General features: G+C 48.5%; 21 protein-coding genes, 3 riboswitches and 1 other annotated feature. Of the genes, 15 read left to right on the top strand and 6 right to left on the bottom strand.

Annotated elements, in window-relative coordinates:
- Positions 1–192: 192 nt before the first annotated feature.
- The 3 genes from ACSVDI_RS13115 to ACSVDI_RS13105 all read left to right on the top strand — a co-directional run bounded on the left by ACSVDI_RS13115 (position 193) and on the right by ACSVDI_RS13105 (position 3,796).
- A complete protein-coding gene (locus ACSVDI_RS13115; RefSeq protein ID WP_457943528.1) occupies positions 193–1,680 on the top strand; it encodes an MFS transporter in 1,488 nt (495 codons plus the stop codon).
- Between the two features lie 112 nt (positions 1,681–1,792).
- Positions 1,793–2,185: a pyridoxamine 5'-phosphate oxidase family protein gene (locus ACSVDI_RS13110; protein ID WP_457943526.1), complete on the top strand. Its 393-nt coding sequence runs from the start codon at positions 1,793–1,795 to the stop codon at positions 2,183–2,185.
- 346 nt (positions 2,186–2,531) lie between these two features.
- Positions 2,532–2,582, top strand: a sequence feature (sodium ion sensor (DUF1646 type); this cis-regulatory element may regulate processes involved in with the transportation of sodium ions).
- Between the two features lie 53 nt (positions 2,583–2,635).
- Positions 2,636–3,796, top strand: a complete 1,161-nt coding sequence (locus tag ACSVDI_RS13105; RefSeq protein WP_457943524.1) for a cation:proton antiporter — start codon at positions 2,636–2,638, stop codon at positions 3,794–3,796.
- Between the two features lie 39 nt (positions 3,797–3,835).
- Here the strand turns inward: ACSVDI_RS13105 and ACSVDI_RS13100 are convergent, their stop codons facing one another.
- Both ACSVDI_RS13100 and ACSVDI_RS13095 read right to left on the bottom strand, forming a co-directional pair.
- Positions 3,836–4,954: a tetratricopeptide repeat-containing glycosyltransferase gene (locus ACSVDI_RS13100; RefSeq protein ID WP_457943523.1), complete on the bottom strand. Its 1,119-nt coding sequence runs from the start codon at positions 4,952–4,954 to the stop codon at positions 3,836–3,838.
- An 82-nt stretch (positions 4,955–5,036) separates the two neighbouring features.
- Positions 5,037–5,891, bottom strand: a complete 855-nt coding sequence (locus tag ACSVDI_RS13095; protein ID WP_457943522.1) for an exosporium glycoprotein BclB-related protein — start codon at positions 5,889–5,891, stop codon at positions 5,037–5,039.
- 187 nt (positions 5,892–6,078) lie between these two features.
- Positions 6,079–6,177: riboswitch (TPP riboswitch) on the top strand.
- A gap of 55 nt (positions 6,178–6,232) precedes the next feature.
- Positions 6,233–6,331, top strand: a riboswitch (TPP riboswitch).
- Positions 6,332–6,386: 55 nt separating this feature from the next.
- A riboswitch (TPP riboswitch) is annotated at positions 6,387–6,485 on the top strand.
- A 58-nt stretch (positions 6,486–6,543) separates the two neighbouring features.
- Between ACSVDI_RS13095 and thiD the strand changes: the two genes are divergently transcribed.
- The 11 genes from thiD to ACSVDI_RS13040 all read left to right on the top strand — a co-directional run bounded on the left by thiD (position 6,544) and on the right by ACSVDI_RS13040 (position 17,553).
- Entirely contained in the window at positions 6,544–7,362 is an 819-nt protein-coding gene (gene thiD / locus ACSVDI_RS13090; protein ID WP_457943521.1) for a bifunctional hydroxymethylpyrimidine kinase/phosphomethylpyrimidine kinase, read from the top strand.
- The gene (gene thiC / locus ACSVDI_RS13085; protein ID WP_457943520.1) at positions 7,355–8,662 is read left to right on the top strand and encodes a phosphomethylpyrimidine synthase ThiC; all 1,308 of its coding nucleotides are present in this window, start codon (positions 7,355–7,357) and stop codon (positions 8,660–8,662) included. Before thiD ends, thiC begins: the two co-directional genes overlap by 8 nt.
- A gap of 16 nt (positions 8,663–8,678) precedes the next feature.
- Positions 8,679–9,509: a hydroxyethylthiazole kinase gene (gene thiM / locus ACSVDI_RS13080; RefSeq protein ID WP_457943519.1), complete on the top strand. Its 831-nt coding sequence runs from the start codon at positions 8,679–8,681 to the stop codon at positions 9,507–9,509.
- Positions 9,496–10,137, top strand: a complete 642-nt coding sequence (gene thiE, locus ACSVDI_RS13075) for a thiamine phosphate synthase (protein WP_457943518.1) — start codon at positions 9,496–9,498, stop codon at positions 10,135–10,137. The genes thiM and thiE overlap by 14 nt, the downstream gene beginning before the upstream one ends.
- Positions 10,138–10,526: 389 nt before the next feature.
- Positions 10,527–10,988, top strand: coding sequence for a response regulator transcription factor (locus ACSVDI_RS13070; protein ID WP_457943517.1), 462 nt, complete (start codon positions 10,527–10,529; stop codon positions 10,986–10,988).
- A complete protein-coding gene (locus ACSVDI_RS13065; protein ID WP_457943516.1) occupies positions 10,975–11,490 on the top strand; it encodes an ABC transporter permease in 516 nt (171 codons plus the stop codon). The genes ACSVDI_RS13070 and ACSVDI_RS13065 overlap by 14 nt, the downstream gene beginning before the upstream one ends.
- 189 nt (positions 11,491–11,679) lie before the next feature.
- A complete protein-coding gene (locus ACSVDI_RS13060; RefSeq protein WP_457943515.1) occupies positions 11,680–11,943 on the top strand; it encodes a DUF6870 family protein in 264 nt (87 codons plus the stop codon).
- Positions 11,944–11,993: 50 nt separating this feature from the next.
- Complete coding sequence (locus ACSVDI_RS13055; RefSeq protein ID WP_457943514.1) at positions 11,994–13,673, top strand: recombinase family protein; 1,680 nt, start codon at positions 11,994–11,996, stop codon at positions 13,671–13,673.
- A 58-nt stretch (positions 13,674–13,731) separates the two neighbouring features.
- A complete protein-coding gene (locus ACSVDI_RS13050) occupies positions 13,732–14,337 on the top strand; it encodes a hypothetical protein (protein ID WP_457943513.1) in 606 nt (201 codons plus the stop codon).
- A gap of 420 nt (positions 14,338–14,757) precedes the next feature.
- Positions 14,758–15,765, top strand: a complete 1,008-nt coding sequence (locus ACSVDI_RS13045) for a LacI family DNA-binding transcriptional regulator (RefSeq protein ID WP_457943512.1) — start codon at positions 14,758–14,760, stop codon at positions 15,763–15,765.
- A gap of 249 nt (positions 15,766–16,014) precedes the next feature.
- Positions 16,015–17,553 (top strand): alpha-amylase family glycosyl hydrolase, encoded by a 1,539-nt coding sequence (locus ACSVDI_RS13040; RefSeq protein WP_457943511.1) that lies wholly within the window; start codon positions 16,015–16,017, stop codon positions 17,551–17,553.
- A gap of 92 nt (positions 17,554–17,645) precedes the next feature.
- On the opposite strand, the gene ACSVDI_RS13035 is transcribed toward ACSVDI_RS13040, so the two are convergent.
- Entirely contained in the window at positions 17,646–18,623 is a 978-nt protein-coding gene (locus tag ACSVDI_RS13035) for a carbohydrate kinase family protein (protein WP_457943510.1), read from the bottom strand.
- Positions 18,624–19,007: 384 nt separating this feature from the next.
- On the opposite strand from ACSVDI_RS13035, the gene nrdD reads away from it, so the two are divergent.
- A complete protein-coding gene (gene nrdD, locus ACSVDI_RS13030; protein WP_457943509.1) occupies positions 19,008–19,298 on the top strand; it encodes an anaerobic ribonucleoside-triphosphate reductase in 291 nt (96 codons plus the stop codon).
- 65 nt (positions 19,299–19,363) lie between these two features.
- Here nrdD and ACSVDI_RS13025 read toward each other — a convergent pair whose 3' ends face one another.
- From ACSVDI_RS13025 to ACSVDI_RS13015, 3 genes are all read right to left on the bottom strand, one after another.
- A complete protein-coding gene (locus tag ACSVDI_RS13025; protein ID WP_457943508.1) occupies positions 19,364–19,597 on the bottom strand; it encodes an HPr family phosphocarrier protein in 234 nt (77 codons plus the stop codon).
- 39 nt (positions 19,598–19,636) lie between these two features.
- On the bottom strand, positions 19,637–20,122 hold the full coding sequence (locus tag ACSVDI_RS13020) for a methylglyoxal synthase (RefSeq protein WP_457943507.1): 486 nt from the start codon (positions 20,120–20,122) through the stop codon (positions 19,637–19,639).
- Between the two features lie 138 nt (positions 20,123–20,260).
- Entirely contained in the window at positions 20,261–20,656 is a 396-nt protein-coding gene (locus ACSVDI_RS13015; protein ID WP_457943506.1) for a secondary thiamine-phosphate synthase enzyme YjbQ, read from the bottom strand.
- Between the last annotated feature and the right edge of the window lie 2 nt (positions 20,657–20,658).

The following is a 20,658-nucleotide window of genomic DNA, read 5'->3' as shown; positions in this document are numbered from 1 at the left end:
TGACGACGTGTAATATCAGATTATAGGCAATTAAGCTGTTTTTTACTGGCAGCACTGCTTGATGATCAATCTTCGCAGCTTGTTTAAATGGTGCAGCGTAAGTAAGGTGATTTATAAACTCTAAAGTTAGACAGCGTGTAAAGGATAACAAAAATTTTGTATTAAAACAAAAATAGGAAGCTTGGGTTACATATGGATAGTATAACAAATGATGTAGAAAGCAAGGAAATAGAAAATACAGAGAATCGTACCATGAGCAGCACAAGATTAAGGATGATCTTGATTTCTGTATTGATTATGACTTTTATGATGACAGTTGACAGCAGCATTTTGAATGTTGCCCTGCCGACATTGGCAAAAGCCCTGAATGTGCCAACCAGTCTGATTGACTGGGCCTGCACTGCATACTTGATTAGTATGTGTGCGTTTGCACTTATTTTTGGAAAAATTGCCGATATCATCGGAAAAACGAGGGTTTTTCAAGCAGGAACGGTTATCTTTACAGTTGGGTCCATGCTGTGCAGCATATCCGGAAGCTTTGTTTTTCTAATTATCAGCAGGCTCATTCAGGGCATTGGCGCCAGCGCAGCGATGAGCAGCAATCTTGGCATCATCACGGAGACTTATTCTGCTGAGAATCGGGCAAAAGCGCTCAGCGGCGTTTCTTCGGCGGTTGCACTGGGAACGTTGGTCGGGCCTATTGCAGGCGGTGTTATTTTAAATTATTTCAGCTGGCCAGTCATCTTCCTGATTAACCTGCCGGTTGGTGTGGCTGCTTTTATTCTTGGTTTTGTTTTCCTTCCCAAAAACAAAGGCAGAAAAGCAGTGAATCATTTTGATATTGGCGGCAGTATTTTTATTGTATTGGCGATTACCACGGTGATTTCGTCTTTGACTATGCTGCAGACCTACAATAATATTTATCTATATCTGCTTTTGCTCTTAGGATTTGTATTTCTTTTTTTCTTTGTTTGTTTTGAAAACAAATCAGATGTTCCGCTGATTAAGATTTCTCTGTTTACCAATAAGGCATTTGTTATTAATCTTTTGGCGATTACAATGACTTTTATCAGTATTGGAACCTACGGTATCATGATGCCGTTTTACCTGCAGGATGCACTTGGGTATACACCGGCAAAAGCAAGTCTTATTATGATTACGCAGCCGATTATTATTGCACTTGTCGCACCAATCGCCGGGACTCTTGCGGATAAATATGGATACCGTCCGGTTTCTGCTTTCGGTATGTTTCTCTTTGGTGCAGGTGCTTTGTTTCAAGGCCTGCTGTATCATCTGGATACCGGTCTTTTCTTTATTTTATTAGGTATTGTAATTTTTGCAGCAGGCAATGCTCTTTCTCAAGCACCCAATAATGCGCTGCTCATGTCCAGTGTGTCTCCTGAAGATTATGGGTTTGCAGGAAGTCTGGGGTCGCTGGTGCGTTATCTGGGCGTATCGATTGGGCTGACGCTTTCTACTTGTATTCTTTATGCCATGATGTCCTATAAAGCAAGCTTCCCAGTGAAAAGTTTTCCGAATGACCAGCCGGCTTTCTTTATTTACGGACTACGCTATGTATTTATTGGTTCGTGTATGATTTTGTGGGTGGCTGCTTTCCTCATGTTCAGGGAACATATAAAATCAAAAAAGTGTCAGAGTACAATTACAAATAACAACTAAGCCAAAATGGACTGCACTTTCAGTTCGAGGCAGTTTAGCCGATTCGGATACAAATGTCGATTGTGCGGTACATAAACCGTATGAATAAATTATTTATTAGGAGGAAGTTATCATGGATAAGACTTTTGAATTCTTAAAGAAATGCGGTACTTACTATCTTGCAACCATGGATGGGGATCAGCCAAGAGTACGTCCTTTCGGCACGATACATCTTTTTGATGGAAAACTCTATATTCAAACTGGCAAATTAAAAGACGTATCAAAGCAAATGCACAGAAATCCAAAAGTTGAAATCTGTGCATTTATGGACGGAAAATGGATTCGAGTTTCCGCCACTGTGGTAGAAGACCCTCGAATTGAGGCTCAACAGAGTATGTTAGACGCGTATCCGTCACTTCAAGGAATGTACCAGGCGGGAGATGGCAATACGGAAGTCTGGTACTTAAAAGACGCTACATCAACGATTTCATCTTTCACAGAAAAACCAATCATTGAAACATTTTAATTAATAGTAAATGAATAACAAGCCATGATGTCCCCCGAACATCATGGCTTGTTATTTTATCTTTACGGCAGTTTGCAACTGCCATTTTCAACGTGTGCCAAAAACTCGTTTGCTGCAATACATTCATGGCGAAGAGTTGCTGAAGTTTCTCTGTTTGTGCTTTTTTACAGGGCTTAAATTTATTTTTATGACTCAATATTCATTGTTTTGGGTAACCTACCATGGAAGTGACGAATGGAGCCCGAGCACCTTTTGAGCATTTACGGACAACTTAACCCGAAGCCCGTTGATGGTTTGACACCTTGTCCCTGATCTGTTATAATAAACAAAATTCAGCATATTTTTCGGTTGGACGGCTTATGCCGTTTTCAAGAATGAGCTTCTTGGGTGGGAAGTCCTTATTAGGGCTTCTCATTTTTATTTTGCAAGCGGATGATTGGAGTGGTACACGTGGATAAAACGCTGCTTGACATTGCATTGATCTTAGCCTCTACAAAAATTGGCGGCCTTGTCAGCCGCAAACTTAAAATGCCGGAAGTGCTGGGAGCACTATTTGCCGGAATTATCCTTGGGCCGATTATACTCAATGTTGTGCATTATGATAGCAACATAAAACTGCTTTCCAACCTGGGCGTAATTTTGCTCATGTTTTTGGCGGGATTGGAAACCGATTTGGAGCAGCTGAAACAGGCGGGGAAATCATCCCTTGTCATTGGGTCACTTGGCATTGTGCTGCCGCTTGTTTTCGGTTCGCTGTGTGCTTTCCTTTTCTATCAGAATACAATCGAAAACATTTTTATCGGCGTAATTTTAACCGCAACCAGTGTCAGTATTACCGTTGAAACGCTGATTGAACTTGGAAAGCTCCGCACAAAGGCAGGAATTAACATCCTTGGGGCTGCTGTGGTGGACGACATATTAGGACTCATCTTGATTTCGGTGCTTCTTACAGTGAACAGCGATACCGGAAACGCCTCTCTGGTTTGGGTAATGCTCAAAATTGTGCTCTTCTGCCTGTTGGGGGTGCTGGCGATTTTGTTTTTGCCTAAGCCTATCAACCGAATGACACAAAAACTGGAACCGAGCCGGACAATGCTTACCTTTTCGCTGGCTGCTGCTTTGTTGGTTGCATTTGCTGCAGAAAACCTGGGTATTGCGGCAATTACCGGTGCCTATCTTTGCGGCCTGCTGTTTTCACAGTTCCAGCACAAGGAATACATTGAAAAAAATGTGAAGGCAATTTCATCCGGATTTCTTTCTCCCATTTTTTTTGCAAGCGTTGGGTTGGAAGCAAAACTTGATGGCATTAGCATCAGGGTCATTGCAATCACAATGGTTATGTTTGTGGTTGCGGTCATCGGAAAGGTTGTTGGATGCGGGGTAGCCGCACGTCTGTTCAAAATGAGCCGGAGAGAGTCGCTGCAAATTGGCGTCGGAATGATTTCACGCGGCGAGGTGGCGATTATTACAGCCAATATCGGGCTACAGAACGGCATTATCACGCAGGAAGTTTTTATTCCGACCATACTGGTCGTTCTGCTTACCACCGTGGTAACGCCGCTGTTGTTGAAGCTGTCCTTCTCTCATAAAAAACTGCAAGTGGACTCTTAAAAAGAGCCGGATATAATTGTGCTCCCGGCTTTCAGCGATTCAGGTACGGCTGCCCTCTTTGCTGACCGTGGATTCCGCGGCTTTTTGCTGGATTAATTCCAAATTCCGCTTGAGCCGGGGGTCATTCGGCTGCATGGTGCAGGCCTTGCGGGCGTATTCCAGCGAGGTTTGGTAAAGCCCTAGATGGTAGCAGCTGATTGCTCCGTAATCGTACAAGGCGTATCCCCAGGCTTCCGGTTCCAGCAGGTAACTGCCGGATTTTTGTGTGATGTTCAGGCCCTTGGTGACCATGAAGTACACCAGCGGCCAGTCGTTTTCCAAATATCCGATGCGCGCAAACTGCAAATAGGGTTCCCGTATCGTGGGGCATTCCGCGATGGCCCGGAACAGCCAGCTTTTCGCGTTGGAATGGTCGCCTTTCTCAAAATAGCAATGCGAAATAAAACGCATGGCCGCGCATCGTTCTTCGTCCCAAAGGGCGGTCGGCATGTTAAGATAACGAGTGAGTGTATGAATACACTCATCAAACCGGGAGTAATACATATACTCCCGCCCAAGCCAGAAAATGACCCGGTTATCCGCCGGGTTTTCTTTTGCGGACAGTTCCAGCAGGGGAAGATACTGGCTTCGGGGTTTTGACGTATCCGGAAAATGGTTTAGCACAAGGCCCTCTACCCAAACAGTACGGTCGGGGTCTTCACCGTAATATTCCAATATTTCATGTACGGGATGCACCCAACGAAATCCATGACGACGATGTATCTTCTCCATGGGAAATTGTTTTTCGTATGTTCCGTCGCTGTTGCGGCTCCATGTGAAAAGATATCGGGCGCGGGTATAAAACGGCTGCCATGCGTTTTCCAGCTTCTGGCGCCATCCGGGTTCAAAGATTTCATCCAGGTCATTTGACACGCAAATGTCCACATCTTCGGGAATATGGTTCATTGCAATATTCCTTGCCGTGTCAAAGCGCCATGGATGAATTGTTTCCTCATATACCGTCGCGCCCCGTGCCCGCAGTTTTTCTACCGTTTTATCCGATGAGCCGGTGTCTGTTACCACAACCAGATCCGCTTCACTCACCGCATCCATCCATCGGTCCACAAAGGCTTCCTCGTTTTTACAAATGGCATAAACACATACTTTATATTTGTTCAAGCTAGCACCCGCTTATAAAAATAATTTTGAAAGGCGGGTGCTGTCTGTTGTATGACAACATCCGCCTGCAGAATTAAGACAATTATACGATGGTAATACCCGCGCTTGCATAGCCTGTGACGGTATTAATTAGGGATGAACCGGTAGCCGAGGCAGAGAAGACCATGAGCAGGCGGGTTTGCGCCGTAACCGGAATTGCCAGACCAGTCGTGATTCCATTGACAGAGGTTCCAACACTAACGTTCCCTGACAACGCGGGTAATGTGACCAGAACACCTGGAATGGGTACGAATACGTTGTCTGGAGTGGCCGAACCGTAAAGCTGAGCGGTCAGTGTAATGGAGGAGCCGGTTAAAGAGAGTGCTTCTGTCACACTGTAAAAAGCCGAGATGGATGTTATGATGCCATCACGTGGGACAGAGAATGCGAAATTCAGCAGCTGGCCGCTTGCACCGGTTAGGTCGATGGTTCCACTAAGGGCGGTAAGACCGGTTGCAGAATTGCCGAAGCCAATGAGTGCCGGCAGGCCAACCAGGCCAAGAGCCAGGGTTGTGGGTGCAACTGTACTGCCTGATGCAAAGGGGATGATGCTTCCGGAGCCGGTTGGTCCGGTGGGACCGGTGGCGCCTGTGGGTCCTGTTGGTCCGGTGGGACCGGTCGTGCCCGTAGGTCCTGTCGGCCCGGTGGGACCGGTGGCGCCTGTGGGTCCTGTCGGCCCGGTGGGACCGGTAGCGCCCGTGGGTCCTGTCGGCCCGGTGGGACCGGTGGCGCCTGTGGGTCCTGTCGGCCCGGTGGGACCGGTAGCGCCCGTGGGTCCTGTCGGCCCAGTGGGACCGGTGGCGCCTGTGGGTCCTGTCGGCCCGGTGGGACCGGTAGCACCCGTGGGTCCCGTAGGCCCGGTAGGTCCGGTGGCGCCTTTTATAATAGGAAACTGCATAGTAGGCCGATAAAAGGTCTGCAGGTAAGGGATGAGCTTTCCATTACACGTTTGGCCCTTTTATGTCTTTCGGGCCAGCATGGTTCTATTTTACCGGATGAACCGGTCCAGGACATATGGTATTGTTCAAAAAAACGGTTTTCGATATTGACAGAATGTTAATTAAATGATACGGTATTTCTAATGAAATAATTTGCGGGGGAACTCTTGTGAGTTGAGAAGGTAAAACCTGACCCTTAGAACCTGTCAGTTAACACTGGCGTAGGGAAGCAATCCATTATCACAAATCGTGAGGAAGTGCTTTCTTTATCCGAAGAAAGCACTTTTTTGTTATGAAACTGAATATGTTGCGGGGGAACTCTTGTGAGTTGAGAAGGTAAAACCTGACCCTTAGAACCTGTCAGTTAATACTGGCGTAGGGAAGCAATCCATTATCACAAATCGTGAGGAAGTGCTTTCTTTATCCAAAGAAAGCACTTTTTTGTTATGAAACTGAATATGTTGCGGGGGGACTCATATGAGTTGAGAAGGTAAAACCTGACCCTTAGAACCTGTCAGCTAACACTGGTGTAGGGAAGCAAAACTAGAGGAAAAAGATGCTTGCCGGGTTCAGCGAGCGTCTTTTTTGTTATTTGGAAGAAAGGTGAGAAACATGAAAAAAGTGTTATCCATTGCCGGGTCCGATTGCAGCGGCGGGGCGGGCATTCAGGCCGACCTAAAAGCCTTTGCCGCACACGGAGTCTACGGTATGAGCGTGATTGTTTCTGTGGTCGCGGAAAATACATTCCGTGTGATTGACGTGCAGGACATTGCGCCTGAATTAATTGAAAAACAAATTGATGCCGTTTTTGAGGACATTGGAACAGATGCCGTTAAAATCGGTATGTTGTCGCAATCCACCTGCATGCTGGCAGTTGCGCGTAAGCTCAAGGAATACAAACCCAAAAATGTTGTAATCGACCCGGTTATGGTGGCAAAAAACGGCTGCCCCCTGATGCAGCCTGATGCCATGGATACTTTAATCCGGGAGATTCTTCCGCTTGCCGACCTGCTTACTCCGAACATACCGGAAGCGGAAAAGATAGCTGGAATATCCATCCACTCAACTGCCGATATGGAACACGCTGCAAGGAAGATTACCGAGCTGGGAGCCAAAAATGTGCTGGTGAAGGGCGGCCATGCGGTAGGAGATGCTGTGGATATTCTCTTTGACGGAGCAAAGTTTTACCGTTTCAGCGCGGAGCGAATTGATACCAAAAACACGCATGGTACAGGATGTACCTATTCCTCTGCAATCGCTTCCAACCTTGCTTTGGGCTTTGATTTGGAGGAAGCGGTCCGAAGAGCGAAGAACTATGTTACCACGGCAATTCGGCATTCACTGCCCCTAGGGAAAGGCTGCGGCCCAACCAACCATTTTTATGACCTTTATCGAAATGGATTACCAAAGGAGGTTCTGCAAAATGAATGATATGACACAGATGGAGGCTGCCCGGAGCGGCATCGTAACCAAAGAATTGGCCCAGGTTGCCAAGGAGGAAGAACTGGCAGAGCCTGAACTGATGGCGCTTGTGGCGTCAGGCCAGGTTGCCATCCCGGCAAATACCCGCCACAAATCGCTGCATCCTTATGGAATCGGCGGCGGACTGCGGACAAAAATCAATGTTAACCTGGGTGTTTCCGGCGATTGTATCGACTACCATTCCGAGATGGAAAAGGTCCGGTTGGCGGAAAAGTTCGGCGCAGAAGCAATTATGGATTTGAGTAACTACGGGAAGACACGGGAGTTCCGCCAGAAGCTCATTGAAACCTCCCCGGCCATGATTGGCACCGTTCCGGTATATGACGCGATCGGATATCTGGAAAAAGATTTAAAAGAGATTACCGCACAGGATTTTTTGCAGGTGGTGCGTTCCCACGCCGAAGAAGGCGTAGATTTTATGACGATTCATGCCGGCCTTAACCGCAGAGCGGTGGAGGTTTTCCTGCGGGAAAAGCGGCAGATGAATATTGTGTCGCGCGGTGGTTCCCTGTTATTTGCGTGGATGAAAATGACGGGCAACGAAAATCCCTTTTATGAACATTATGACGAGTTGCTTGATATTCTGCGGGAATACGATGTGACCATCAGCCTGGGGGATGCGCTTCGCCCGGGCAGCATTGCGGATTCCACGGATGCTTCGCAGATCGCCGAGCTTATGGAAATCGGGAATTTGACAAAACGGGCTTGGGAACGGGGCGTGCAGGTACTGGTGGAAGGTCCAGGCCACATGGCGATGGATGAAATTGCAGCGAACATGAAGCTGGAAAAAAAGCTGTGCCATAATGCGCCGTTTTATGTGCTGGGACCGCTTGTTACGGACATTGCGCCCGGTTACGACCATATTACGGCCGCCATTGGCGGGGCCATCGCGGCGGCCCACGGTGCGGACTTTCTCTGCTATGTAACACCGGCTGAACATTTACGGCTGCCGAATTTGGAGGACGTCAAGGAAGGAATTATTGCCTCCAAAATTGCGGCGCACGCGGCGGATATTGCGAAAGGGGTGAAAGGAGCCCGCAAGCCGGATTACCAGATCAGCAAAGCCCGCAGAAAGCTCGATTGGGAGGAAACCTTCCGGCTTTCCCTGGATGGGGAAAAAGCAAGGGCATATTACGAAAGCGTTCCCCCGGAAGACCGGCACAGCTGTTCCATGTGCGGCAAAATGTGTGCGGTACGCACCATGAACCGGATTCTGGATGGGCTGGATGTCACCCTGAACGCTAAGTAACAAGGAGTGAAAAGAAATGAAACAGGAATTGGTGAAACAAATCGGCGATATTCTGAAATCCATCCGCGCCACTAAGCCGTTGATTTATCACATTACGAATTATGTTACGGTCAACGATTGTGCCAACATCACGCTTGCCGTTGGGGCGTCCCCCATCATGGCAGATGACCTTGGGGAAGCGGCAGACATCACTTCAATTTCCTCCGCGCTGGTACTGAATATGGGAACCTTGAATGAAAGGACCATCGAATCCATGCTCGCCGCAGGGAAACAGGCCAATGCAATTAAGATTCCTGTGGTATTCGACCCCGTGGGGGCAGGCGCCTCGGAACTGCGCAACAAAACGGTGGAGCGAATTTTGCGTGAGGTAAAGGTCAGCGTGCTGCGGGGCAATATGTCGGAAATCCGCTTTCTGGCGGGGCTTCATGCCACGACCAAAGGGGTTGACGCTTCAGACGCGGATTTACAGGGTGGGCTGGAAATCGGCCGTTCCATTGCCGAAACGACTGCGAAAAAATACGGCTGTGTGGTTGCTATTACAGGTCCCACGGATATTCTGTCGGATGGACGGCGGACCATCTTGCTCCAGAACGGCACGAAACTGCTTTCCAATGTAACGGGTACGGGGTGTATGTGCACTTCACTGGTTGGCTCTTTTTGCGGCGCATCGAAGGATTTCCTGGCCGCGGCAGCTGGCGGGGTACTCTGTATGAGCCTTGCAGGGGAACTTGCGGCGGAACAAGCAGGGGAAACAGGCAACGGCAGTTTTCATATGGCAATCTTCGATGCCGTAAGCAAAATGACTGCTGCGACGATGGAAAGAAGGGCGAAAATTGAAGAAGTCTGAACTGGATTACAGCCTTTATCTTGTAACAGATCGTGAGCTGATGTCCACCGCCACGCTCGAGGAGGCAGTGGAGCAGGCAATCCTCGGCGGCACAACACTTGTGCAGCTCCGGGAAAAGGACGTATCGACCCTTGAATTTTATCGCACAGCGGTAAAAATCAAGCAGGTTACCGACCAGTATCATGTTCCTCTCATCATCAACGACCGTGTGGACATCGCGCTGGCAGTTGACGCTGCGGGCGTACATATCGGTCAGAGCGATCTGCCCGTGCAACGGGTGCGGGCAATTCTCGGCAAGGATAAAGTTCTGGGCGTTTCTGCTTCCACACGGGAGGAAGCAATCCGGGCACAGGAGGATGGGGCGGATTACCTCGGCGTTGGAGCCATGTTCGCCACGGGAACAAAAACCGACGCGAAGCTTGTTCCGATGGAAGAGCTGAAAAAAATACGAGAAGCCGTAACATTGCCAATCGTCGTGATTGGCGGCATTAATCGAAAGACCATACCCCTGTTTGATGGCATGGGGATTGACGGCATTGCGGTTGTGTCGGCCCTGATTTCGGCAAAAGATATTACCAAAGAAGCAAAGGAACTGAAAGAATTCGTATTGCATCTGCGGGACAAATAGCAGATTGAATGTTACTGCAATTTTCAACGCAAACGAAACTGGTGAAATCCATGGGCGGAACCGGACGGCCAAAGGTTAGCAATTCTATAAAATTGGTTGGCTGAATGAACACGCAGAAAACGTCAGTCAGGGAAATTGTCTTTGCGTAATATAAAACGAACAGCGGGGCAACTTGAAAAGGTAGCTCCGCTGTTTCTATCAGCAGAAATCGAATAAAATTTGGGTTTCATTCCAAGACGTTCCTGCATACGGGCAAAAGCAAAAATAGTCATCACGTGAACACAGCAGAGTTGATAAGATGCGGAGATGCGTATATAATTGTGAAAATGGTTGGGGGATTTTTCCAACAAAAAGGTTGCAGATGGGCGAAACAAGGGGGCCGAATAGGAATGAACCGAATTTTACTGCTGGAAGATGATATCAGCCTGATTGACGGGCTTGCCTTTACGCTTCACAAAAATAATTTTGAAATTGTTGTAGCGCGTACGGCTCGGGACGCCATAACCGCGCTTTCGGAGCAGACGTTCGACTTGCTTCTGCTGGACCTGACGCTTTCGGATGGCAGCGGCTTTGAGGTTTGTAAAAAGGCCCGATTAACCTCCAATGTACCGATCCTCTTTTTGACCGCTTCCGATGAAGAAGTAAACGTTGTGATGGGGCTTGACATGGGCGGGGATGACTATATTACCAAGCCGTTCAAACTCAATGAACTGATTTCCAGAATCAACGCGCTGCTGCGCCGTGCGGGGATGGCCAAAACACCGCCTGCGGAGCTTCAGTCAAACGGGATTACGGTAAAGCTGGAGGAAAATCGGGTGCTGAAAGACGGCACTCCGCTTGGCAGGGAATGACGTCACCTTTTTTGACTCCCGCCAAATGATTGCCCAAACCACACAGGCTTTCCTGACCGTGGCCGTCTTTGTGTACGGCTTTGTCCTGGTTATTGCGCTCATCAGTATTTTAAACATTATCAATACCATGCAGACGAGCGTGTCCGCCAAAACGAGGTATATCGGTGTGATGCGCGCAGTCGGTATGTTGGACAAACAGCTTCATAAAATGATTCTTTCGGAAGCAGGAACCTATGGGGTGACCGGTGGCTTTGCCGGGGTGCTGTTGGGGGTTGCCTTGCAGCGATTCTTGATTACAAAGCTGCTCGCCGGCGCGCATATGACGTGGCAGATCCCAACGATGCAGGCCATTCTCATCTTTATACTGATTTTGTTTGTTCTGCTCTCCGTAATCGGTCCACTGAAAAAAATACAATCCAAAGGGATTTCTGAAACCATTGGGTCCCTGCAACAGCATGTCATTCAAGACTTTTATAATCGTAAGATAATATTCCTCTGTTAAGAGAATTGATTTTTCTTCCCTCCAGACTTGCGAGTTTTGGGGGGATTTTCTATGCGCGTTTTCTTGTTCAAATGTTCCAACAATCGTTTTTTCCTTTGTGCAGGGTGGCGATGAGCAGTTTTGTGTTTCCTCATAGGACAAACGGAAAAATGCATATATTGCATTATGCAGAGTAAGGAGGCATGATGCATGACAACTTCCGCATGGATTGACCGTTTTATGAACGTGAACATGAACACTGTGGATCGGTCAAAGCTAATCGATATTCGTACACTCGAATTTGACAATACCCTGCCGAAAGAAAAACGTCCTGTTTATGTTTTGGAAAAATTACAAAATCCATTTTGCTTTCGCTGCGGTGAAGTGGGCATTAAACTGGAATTTGACGATTCTGCACCGCCGCTTCAAGACGTGCTTACTAACTTTTTGATCCGCAAGAAAAGCGGCTTATAAACCGGATTTGTGCCTTTGCATGATGATTATTGGGATGGGAAGAAGGACATATGGCGAGAACAGCCAATCGGCAGAGCATCACTAAGGCAGAAGCAAAGAATAAGGTATGGTATGTAGCTTTTTATATCCGGCTTTCCCGTGAAGATAAGCGTGGAAAGGAGGAATCGGAAAGCATTACCAACCAAAGACTAATTTTGACCGATTTTTTGGAACAACAGGACGATGGCGACGAGTACATTTTCGTTGACGAATATGTAGATGACGGCGTGAGCGGTACGACAGACGAAGAGCGGGAAAACTTTCAAAGGCTGCTAGCCGATATTGAAAAAGGGAAAATCAACTGTGTTATCGTCAAGAACCTTGCCCGAAGTTTTCGCAACAACGGCGACCAAAGCTATTATCTTGGCGATTGGTTTCCACGACACAATGTGCGGTTTATTTCGCTGTACCAACAGCCGGTCGATACGTATAAAGACCCGCAGAATGCGCAGAACATAGCGGTTCCGGTTCAGGGCGTTCTGAATGAGGAACATGCAAGGGGAACCTCCGAAAGTGTCCGCAGAACCTTTGACAAAAAGCGGGAAAAAGGCTTGCATATCGGCTCTTTTGCCGCGTATGGTTATCAGAAAGACCCGAAGAATAAAAACGCTCTTATCATTGATGAAGAGGCCGCCGAAAATGTCAAAAGCATTTTCGCCTGGTATTTAGAGGGTATGAGTAAAAATGCCATTGTCCGCAAATTGAATGAAAGCGGAATTTTATGCCCGACAGCCTATAAAAAGAGCAAGGGAATGAAGTACAAAAATCCGAATGTGACCGATACACCCCCTCTTTGGTGTGCCATGAGCGTCACGAATATTCTGAAAAACCGTATTTATGTGGGCGACATGGTGCAGGGGCGTTACCGGATGAAGAGCTATAAAATCCATGTACAGGAAGCAGTCCCCGAGGAGGAATGGTTTGTCGTTGAAAATACCCATGCGCCGATTATTAGCCGGGAGGACTTTGCAAAGGTTCAGGAGCTTTTGCAAAGGGATACCCGCACCGCACCAAAGCAAAAAAGCTTATACCTGTTCAGCGGCTTCTTGCGTTGTGCGGATTGCGGCAAGGCCATGACAAGAAGTCAGGTCAGAGGAAATGTATATTACTATTGCCGTACTTACAAAGACCAATCCAAAATAGCTTGTACCAAACATACAATAAAACATCATCCGTTAGAACAAGCAGTATTATATGCCATTCAAGAACAGATTTATCTTGCGGTTTGCTATTCGGAAATGGCTGCACGCATTCACACCGCTCCGCTTCAAAAGAGCCGGTCCGTCCGGCTGAATGCATTCATTGCGTCCAAGGAAAAAGAGCTTTCCAGAATATCACGCTATAAACAAAGCCTCTATCAGGACTGGAAGGATGGGGAAATAACCTACACGGATTACCGCCGAATGAAAGAAGATTACGAGCGGCAAATAGAAGCGCTCCGTAAAATTATTGGAAATCTGCAAGCAGAAAAGGCAGAACTGGAACATGGTGTGGGGAGTGAAAATCCATTTTTAACTGCCTTTCAAAAGTATGAAAACATTAACAGACTGACAAGGGATATTATGATTGAGCTGGTTGACACAATCCAAGTGTATGAGAACGGCAATATCAGCATTAAATTCAAATTTGCCAACGAGTATCGCAGAGCGGCACAGTACCAAGAAGGCAGCACCCAGGAAGACGCGGTTTAGCAGGACCGCATTTTAAAAGGCTGTTGGTTTTCCTAATATCAATGTTCCGGTCGCGCCTGTGGGTCCTGTTGGTCCAGTCGGCCCGGTCGCACCCGTTGCTCCGGTGGGCCCGGTTGGCCCCGTTACGCCTGTTGCTCCAGTGGGCCCGGTAGGCCCGGTAGCACCCGTCGCTCCGGTGGGTCCGGTTGGCCCCGTTGCACCTGTTGCTCCCGTGGGTCCAGTCGGCCCGGTCGCACCCGTTGCTCCGGTGGGTCCGGTTGGCCCCGTTGCTCCTGTGGGTCCGGTCGGCCCCGTTGCACCTGTTGCTCCAGTGGGCCCGGTCGGCCCCGTTGCGCCCGTTGCTCCCGTGGGCCCAGTCGGCCCCGTTGCACCCGTTGCTCCTGTGGGCCCAGTCGGCCCGGTCGCGCCCGTTGCTCCCGTGGGTCCGGTCGGCCCCGTTGCACCAGTTGCTCCCGTGGGCCCAGTCGGCCCCGTTGCGCCTGTCGCTCCGGTGGGACCGGTTGCTCCAGTGGGCCCGGTCGGCCCCGTTGCGCCTGTCGCTCCAGTAGGTCCGGTTGGCCCCGTTGCGCCTGTCGCTCCGGTGGGTCCTGTGGGCCCAGTCGGTCCGGTAGGACCAATGATACAGCTCGGACAGCAGTTCTGGCAGCAACAGCATATTTGCTGATTCTGGCAGTGATAAAGTCTCATTTCAGGATTAATTGGGTTTTGTTCGTCAACGTCCTGTGCGTCGTAGTTGCTGTTAGACATAGGAAAATCACCCATTCTGTTATAACTTCTCAACTTCATTGTATGTTGCAGGGTACTGATGTTGCATAAAACTTATAATCGGAATATAACAATATATCCGCATATCCGCGATTCCTGCTGCCTGTAATCAAAATCGAAAGCAGGAAACGCCTGGCAAAGCATCGGACGCCATCCGACAACTGTTCTCTTCTTTTGACGGCCGAGGCCTGTACTGCAATAGCTCCAAATAATTGATATAAAATTTGTACAGCATTTTGTGTTTTGTATTTGACTTTTCTATCATAAATAATTATTATTAATTACAGTAAACGATTACGTTGCAGGGAGATTCAAACGAATGTCAAACAGTCCTACCATTAAGGATGTTGCTGCAAAGGCGAACGTTTCCGTGGCAACCGTATCGCGGGTACTCAATGGTTTATCCGGCTTTTCGGTTGAAACAGAGAAAAAGGTTCGGGAGGCAATGGCCTCGCTGGGCTATCAATACAATGCCATTGCCAGAAACTTGAAAATGAAAAAGACGAACACTATCGCGGTTCTGATTCCGCGGGTTGAAACAACGTTCTATTTGAATATTTTAAATGGCATTGAAGACGCCGCGAATGATCAGAATTACAGCATGATGGTGTGCCATGTGGGAATTTCCGGAGGCAGAACGCGGGAGTATATTAAAATGCTGACGGAAAGGCAGGTCGACGGAATTATCGGATGCAGTTTGCCGCCGGATGAAGGAATTGACAAGCTGATAGCGGAATCCGGAGTCCCCTGCGTGTTGGTTTCTACCCTTTCGACCCGCTATTCCATCCCTTATATCCGAGTAGATGATTGTGAGGCAGCCTACGCCGCGACGTCCTATTTAATTGCAAAGGGTCATAAAAGCATTGCCATGCTGGCGGGTACCAAGGATGATGTAGTGGCGGGCAAGCTGCGCCTGGAAGGATATCAAAAAGCGCTTGCGGATCATCGACTTCCGATGGATGAGGAGTTAATTGAATACACAGGATTCAGCTACGAAACGGGCTTGCAGGCGGCAAGAAAACTGCTGAAATCACAGAAGAAATTTACTGGAATTGTGGCTTGCTGCGATGAGGTTGCGGTGGCCGCTATTATGGCCGCATATGAGTCCGGGCTTTCCGTGCCGGAGGACTTTTCGATTATCGGTTATGACAACACCAGAACGGCAGAGATGGCAATTCCTCCTTTGACCACTGTTTCCCAGCCCCTGTATGAGATGGGGAAACGGGCGTTCCAAATGCTTACCGGGTTACTGGAAAATGGAATCCGGCCGGAATCGGAAATTATGCCGTTCGAAATTGTGGAGCGGAAATCAGTCCGGCAAGTTTAAAAAGGGAAAAGGTCTACTTTTGCCCGTTACATAAACGATTACCTAATAAGTTTACCTATCGGTAACTATGGCGAAATCGATTCCAAATACAGGCTTTCCGTCCAGCCAGGGTATCAGCTTGTTTGTATCAAATCTACGTCATCCGGTTACGAAAAGCGGACCGGTAAGAATGTTCATAGGTTCAGTTCAAAATCGGCGTCTTTCCATCTCGCCGGTTCAAAAAATATTAAAATATCATGGAGGAATTTTATGCCCAGTTGGTTAAACGACGCAGTATTTTATGAAATCTATCCACAAAGTTTTTATGATTCCAATGGCGACGGAATCGGGGACATCAACGGGATTACAGAAAAGCTGGATTATGTTAAATCCATCGGCTGCAACGCGATTTGGCTGAATCCCTGCTACGATTCTCCTTTTATGGATGCAGGTTACGATGTGCGCGACTACAAAAAGGTTGCTGCGCGTTACGGTACGAACGAGGACCTGAAACGGTGCTTTGCCGAGGCCCATAAAAGAGGAATGCATATTCTACTGGACCTTGTGCCGGGTCATACTTCCGACCAGCACGCGTGGTTCCGGGAAAGCCAGAAAGCCCAGAAGAATGAATACAGCGGCCGCTATATCTGGACGGATTCCGTCTGGAACCGGCCGGACGGGTTTGGGTGCATGTGCGGCGTTAGTGAACGCGATGGCTGCTATTTACTGAACTTTTTCTCTTCCCAGCCGGCTTTGAATTACGGGTTTAACCGGATTACCGCCCCGTGGCAGAAGCATTACACGGACCCGGATTGTGTTGCGACACGCGAGGCGATGAAAGACGTGATGCGCTTTTGGCTCGATATGGGCTGCGACGGATTCCGCGTGGATATGGCGGATTCTCTGGTCAAAAATGACGACGATCGTTCTGCAACCGCGGAAATCTGGAGAAACGTACGCAAAATGCTCGACCAGGAATACCCGGAGGCCGCAATGGTATCCGAATGGTCCGACCCCCGCCGGGCAATTACCAAGGCAGGCTTTCATATGGACTTTTTGCTCAATCATCTGGGCAAGGGCTACTATTCTCTGTTCCGGGAAACGGGGCCGGACGGAAGCCAGCGCAGCTTTTTCAGCAAACAGGGCAGGGGCAATATCATGAAGTTTTTGGATGACTACCTGCCGCAATACGAAGCTTCGAAAGATTACGGCTATATCAGCCTGATTACCTGCAATCACGACACGCCCCGCATGACGCTGGGCTATGACGAGCTGGAACGCAAGATTGCCTATTCGTTCTTACTGACCATGCCGGGCGTTCCCTTTATTTACTATGGTGATGAGATTGGCATGCAGTATTTCAACCTTACCAGCGTGGAAGGCGGTTACAACCGCACCGGGTCGCGTACTCCCATGCAATGGAACCATGGGAAAAATCTCGGTTTTTCCACCGCCGAAAAAGAAAAACTGTATCTGCCGGTGGACGAAAGGGACGTTGCCCCAACAGTGGAACAGCAGGAAAAGGACGACTCTTCCTTGCTGAATACCATTCGTAAAGTGCTGGCTCTGCGCCATGCAAATTCGGATTTGCAGGCCGTGCCGAACTTTGAGGTCGTTTATGCAGAAAAGGACCAATATCCCTTTGTGTTCCGGCGCGGCAGCTTTGTGATAGCGGTCAACCCGTCTTGCAGGGAAACGAATATTCCGCTGGACGAGACCGGCGAACCGGTATTTCAGATTGGGAAGAGTTCCCTGGAAAACGGCCGCCTGCTGATGCGTGGACAGTCTTTTGCAATTTTCAAAAAATAAATCACGGTAGAAGAACCAACATAACCAAAACCGCCGCGGCAGGTAACCCGAACCGTTTACCTGCCGCGGCGGTTTATGTCTATGCAAGGTTTTTATGGCCTTTCTAAAAGTTTTGATTTTGCCATACAATCCTGAATTTGTTCCAGGGAAGGCATGGCGGGAATCGCGCCTTTCCGCGTGGTGGTCAGGCTTCCTGCGGCGTTGCCAAATGCGGTGATGTGCTGCCATTCCCGGTCAGACAGCAAACGAAGTTCTTCCAGTGATTTTTTACATACACAGTGAAGCAGCGCACCCCAAAAGGTGTCGCCCGCTCCGGTAGTGTCCACGGTTTTTACCGGATAGGTCGGCAATTTCCCATTCGCACGGTGGGTGAAGTAAAAAGCGCCTTTTGGCCCAAGGGTAATCATGATTAAGGTCGCCCCGTACTGAGCCAGCTTTTTTGCGCCTGCCAAATAATCGGTTTCCCCGGTGATTAGGGTCATTTCCTCCTCCGATACTTTTACCAGATCGGCCTCTGAAAGAGCGCTTCGAATTTCTGATTTCGCATGTTCCGGGCTGTCCCACAAAAGCGGGCGGTAATTTGGGTCATAGCTGATGATGGCACCAGCGGACTTTGCTTTTTCTACCGCCTGCAGCGTCGCGCTTCGGCATGGTTCATCCGTCAGGGAAACGGAACCGAAGTGGAAGATTTTGCAGTTCCGTAATAGGGATTCGTCCACTTCCTCAACGGTTAAAGTAATATCGGCACCTGGTTTCCGATAAAAGCTGAAAGAACGTTCCCCGTGTTCATTCAACTGGACAAAGGCAAGCGTCGTATGAACATCCTCCGTCATGGCTAAACCGGAAACGTCAATCCCGGTGTTCTCCATGGTATTCTTTAAGAACACACCGAAATCGTCTTTTCCGACTTTGCCGATAAATGCAGTTTTTCCACCCAGTTTGGATACCATGGCCAGTACGTTAGCCGGTGCGCCTCCGGGATTGCAGGCAAACAGCTGCATTCCCATATCGTTTTTTCCGCAAGGGGTAAAATCAATGAGCGATTCCCCTAAAGCAACAACATCAAACATGCAACATTCTCCTTATAGCATCTGGCTGAAATCCTGTTTTTCCACTCGGGCTGCGATGGTACGAAAATTTCCTCCGCTTCGGAGAATCGGAGGAGACTGGGTTCCTCAACCAAGCATAACGCGGCCGTTTCCTTTTGTCAATTCAATGCAAGTATTCTGCTTAGCGGAAAAATGCTCAGCGACCGAGAGGTTTCTTCTGCACCGCAGCATCGGGCATTCTGGTGAGAATCAGACCATCAAAAAGCGAAGCACCGGCGTTCAGAATAGTACGCAAGAAGAACCTGCTCTAGTTTTCCACCTTTTCAACAGATTGTTCAACATATTGACTTTACCTACAATATATTGTATATTGGACGTGAATTGAAAAAGTTGGGAGCTGATACCATGTGTCCAATAAACGTTACCGGCGGAGAATTGCCGCAGGCTGAGATTGACCGCTACGTAGAGTACCTGCAGGATAAAAATGCGGGCAGAGCATTACAGTATGTCAATATTGAAGTGGATGGTGACTATGTCAACCTTACCTATGAGCTGACGCCTGTGCCGTTTGAGCGGATACGCCGGATTACCGGATATCTGGTCGGAACGATTGACCGGTGGAACGACGCGAAGCGCGCGGAAGAGCGTGACCGCGTGAAACACGGACTGACGATGGCCGATTCTACGATGAAATAAAAAATCCGCCCCGACGGATGAACGGATTCCGTTCACCGCAGTCAGGGCGGATTTTTTTGGTTTCCTCAGGATTCTTCTACAATGAATTCCTTCAGCTTATCCAAAATCTCCCGATTGTCGGAATGAATGTCCAGCCGGATCGGCTGTTTTATGTCCAGACTGAAAATACCCATAATGGATTTTGCATCCATAATATGCACGCCTTCAATCAGTTCGCAGTCTGCCCCCTGCTGAGAAATAATGGAGGAAAACTTTTTTACCTTTTCAACGCTGTCAATCAGTACCTTTACCGTAATCATACTTGCACCCGTCCTTTCACCGATCGTAAAGCATACGGTTTATTTCATTTGCTGGCTTTTGTCGTGTACCCGGTCAATGACCTGCTGCTTAAAGTTAATCACCTGGTGCTCATACTCCTGATTCATCAGCGTGGAATGAATCATAAAGTCAGCGGTTGCCTTGTTGTTCGCGATCGGAATGTCGTACACCTGGGCAATTCGCAGCAGAGCCTTTACATCGGGGTCGTGCGGCTGGGCCTCCAGCGGGTCGGAAAAGAAAATGACAAAGTTGATGTTGCCTTCCACGATTTTCGCGCCGATTTGCTGGTCGCCGCCCAAGGGGCCGCTGTTGTAACCCTTTACCGGGAGCCCGGTTTTTTCCGCGACAAGGCGCGCCGTGGTGCCGGTTCCACACAGAAAATGATTTTTCAGGATATCCTGATTTTCAGCACACCAGTCAATCAATTCCTGCTTTTTTCCATCATGAGCAATCAATGCAATCGTCTTTTGTTTTCCAATGGTAAACGTAATAAATTTTTCATTCATAATTTTCACCTATTTCTGTGCAGGATTTTCTTTCTGAAAGATAGAATTCCCTGCATAGCACAAATTAAAGTTCCTTCCCATCATTGTATCAAATTACCAGGAAAAGTTCAATCTTGCCCAGCCCTGATTTGAGGAATATCATCCATTGATGACCTTTACATAAAAGGTTCGGTTTCTTGGCCCGTCAAATTCGCAGAAATAGATTCCCTGCCAGGTTCCGAGTACCAAACGCCCGCCCTGTACAGGAACCGTCACGCTGGAACCTACGCAACTCGCTTTCAGGTGGGCGGTGGAGTTCCCTTCGACGTGCCGGAACTCCGCGCGGTCCGGAAACGCCTTTGCAAGGCCGAGCAGCATATCCCGGACCACATCCGGGTCAGCGTTTTCATTAATGGTAATCCCAGCGGTGGTGTGCGGGCAGAATACTACGCAGAGGCCGTCGGAAACACCGCTCTTTTCCAGCACTTGTTCCACGGTACTGGTAATATTGGTAAATCCCTCTCGGTTCGTTGACAAATGGTATGATTCCAGCATTT

Source organism: Caproiciproducens sp. LBM24188 (assembly GCF_054130445.1).
The sequence above is the reverse complement of the archived record's forward strand: the minus strand, read 5'-3'. Positions and strand labels throughout refer to the sequence as shown.

What these genes read in the sequence shown, in the direction of transcription:
- ACSVDI_RS13060 (WP_457943515.1), top strand. Translation starts at nt 11,680, where the DNA reads ATGACAACTTCCGCATGGATTGACCGTTTTATGAACGTGAACATGAAC.
- ACSVDI_RS13095 (WP_457943522.1), bottom strand. Translation starts at nt 5,891, where the DNA reads ATGCAGTTTCCTATTATAAAAGGCGCCACCGGACCTACCGGGCCTACG.
- ACSVDI_RS13045 (WP_457943512.1), top strand. Translation starts at nt 14,758, where the DNA reads ATGTCAAACAGTCCTACCATTAAGGATGTTGCTGCAAAGGCGAACGTT.
- thiC (WP_457943520.1), top strand. Translation starts at nt 7,355, where the DNA reads ATGAATGATATGACACAGATGGAGGCTGCCCGGAGCGGCATCGTAACC.
- ACSVDI_RS13055 (WP_457943514.1), top strand. Translation starts at nt 11,994, where the DNA reads ATGGCGAGAACAGCCAATCGGCAGAGCATCACTAAGGCAGAAGCAAAG.
- ACSVDI_RS13115 (WP_457943528.1), top strand. Translation starts at nt 193, where the DNA reads ATGGATAGTATAACAAATGATGTAGAAAGCAAGGAAATAGAAAATACA.
- ACSVDI_RS13015 (WP_457943506.1), bottom strand. Translation starts at nt 20,656, where the DNA reads ATGCTGGAATCATACCATTTGTCAACGAACCGAGAGGGATTTACCAAT.
- ACSVDI_RS13025 (WP_457943508.1), bottom strand. Translation starts at nt 19,597, where the DNA reads ATGATTACGGTAAAGGTACTGATTGACAGCGTTGAAAAGGTAAAAAAG.
- ACSVDI_RS13110 (WP_457943526.1), top strand. Translation starts at nt 1,793, where the DNA reads ATGGATAAGACTTTTGAATTCTTAAAGAAATGCGGTACTTACTATCTT.
- thiD (WP_457943521.1), top strand. Translation starts at nt 6,544, where the DNA reads ATGAAAAAAGTGTTATCCATTGCCGGGTCCGATTGCAGCGGCGGGGCG.
- thiM (WP_457943519.1), top strand. Translation starts at nt 8,679, where the DNA reads ATGAAACAGGAATTGGTGAAACAAATCGGCGATATTCTGAAATCCATC.
- ACSVDI_RS13035 (WP_457943510.1), bottom strand. Translation starts at nt 18,623, where the DNA reads ATGTTTGATGTTGTTGCTTTAGGGGAATCGCTCATTGATTTTACCCCT.
- ACSVDI_RS13020 (WP_457943507.1), bottom strand. Translation starts at nt 20,122, where the DNA reads ATGAATGAAAAATTTATTACGTTTACCATTGGAAAACAAAAGACGATT.
- nrdD (WP_457943509.1), top strand. Translation starts at nt 19,008, where the DNA reads ATGTGTCCAATAAACGTTACCGGCGGAGAATTGCCGCAGGCTGAGATT.
- ACSVDI_RS13040 (WP_457943511.1), top strand. Translation starts at nt 16,015, where the DNA reads ATGCCCAGTTGGTTAAACGACGCAGTATTTTATGAAATCTATCCACAA.
- ACSVDI_RS13070 (WP_457943517.1), top strand. Translation starts at nt 10,527, where the DNA reads ATGAACCGAATTTTACTGCTGGAAGATGATATCAGCCTGATTGACGGG.